The organism is Mycobacterium sp. NAZ190054 (assembly GCF_001545925.1).
In the GTDB taxonomy this organism is placed as follows: Bacteria; Actinomycetota; Actinomycetes; order Mycobacteriales; family Mycobacteriaceae; genus Mycobacterium.
Map to the genome: position 1 here is coordinate 1 of NZ_LMVQ01000481.1, position 1,009 is coordinate 1,009.

Annotated in this window: 1 protein-coding gene; it reads left to right on the forward strand. The window is 68.7% G+C overall.

Features of this window, described 5'->3' with window-relative positions; genetic code table 11:
* The first annotated feature begins 235 nt into the window (after positions 1–235).
* Complete coding sequence (locus ASJ79_RS24685; protein WP_067961191.1) at positions 236–883, forward strand: hypothetical protein; 648 nt, start codon at positions 236–238, stop codon at positions 881–883.
* The last annotated feature ends 126 nt before the right edge of the window (positions 884–1,009 follow it).

Below are 1,009 nucleotides of genomic sequence, written 5' to 3' on the forward strand. Positions count from 1 at the left end.
CGCCGCCGGGGCCGGCGGTGCCGTTGACGGCACACGGCGTGCCGTCCGGGTTGAAGCACGGGGGCGGCGCCGGCTGAGCCATGGTCAGGGGCGCGGTTGCGATGGCAGTCGCCGCAGCGCCCGCGAAGAGGAAGGAACCAATCATTCGGGGTGTTGACGTCTTGTTTCGCATGTCTGAGTTGTTGCCGGGGGCCGGGAAATCGAAACCCCCGATTCGCGGTGGCATCCTGGCGCAATGGGATTGGTGTTCAGGCTGCTCGAGCTGATGCTCGTGCTGGTTCCGCTCATCGGGGCGGTGTACGCGGCGTTCCGCGGTTTCACCGCGCTGCGCGGGCGTCAGCCCGTCGAACTCCCGCAGTCTGCCGATCCGCAGCCCGCCGATCCCCGGTCGGCGCAGCGCAGGGCGATCGGCCGCGCCGTCGAGGAACACGACCGGACGGACACCCGCTGGCTGGAATACGAACTCGACGTCGCCACGCTGCTCGACTGCCCGATGATGACCGATCTGCGGGACCCGCTCACCGAGCGTTTCCACCGGGCGAAGCTGCGTGCCGATTTCCTGCGGCCCGCCGACGTCACCGATCTGCTCGACGACCGTGACGCGACGCGCGACTACCTCGGCGCGGTCCAGGAATACGTCACCGCGTTCGACATCGCCGAGGCCGAGGCGTTGCGCCGCAAGCGCTCAGGATTCAGCGGCGAGGAGCAGGAGCGGCTGGCCCGCGCGCAGCGCCTGCTGCGGGTGGCGGCGGATTCGGCTGCCACCCAACAGGAACGGGAGCGGGCCTACCGGCTGGCGCGGCGCGAACTCGACGGGCTGCTGGTGCTGCCCGAACGTGCCCGCGCCGCGCTGGAGCGCGGGATCAGCGGCGAACTGGACTAAGCCTCGATCCGTGGACTGAAGTGGTTGATGTGTCTGCTGGGGTTGTTTTTCGTCGTGTAGGGGTGTGGGCACGAGGTAGTCGCTGGTCTGTCCAGCTTTTCCTGTGTGTTCCGGTAGGGCCTGTTC

What these genes read in the sequence shown, in the direction of transcription:
- ASJ79_RS24685 (WP_067961191.1), top strand. Translation starts at nt 236, where the DNA reads ATGGGATTGGTGTTCAGGCTGCTCGAGCTGATGCTCGTGCTGGTTCCG.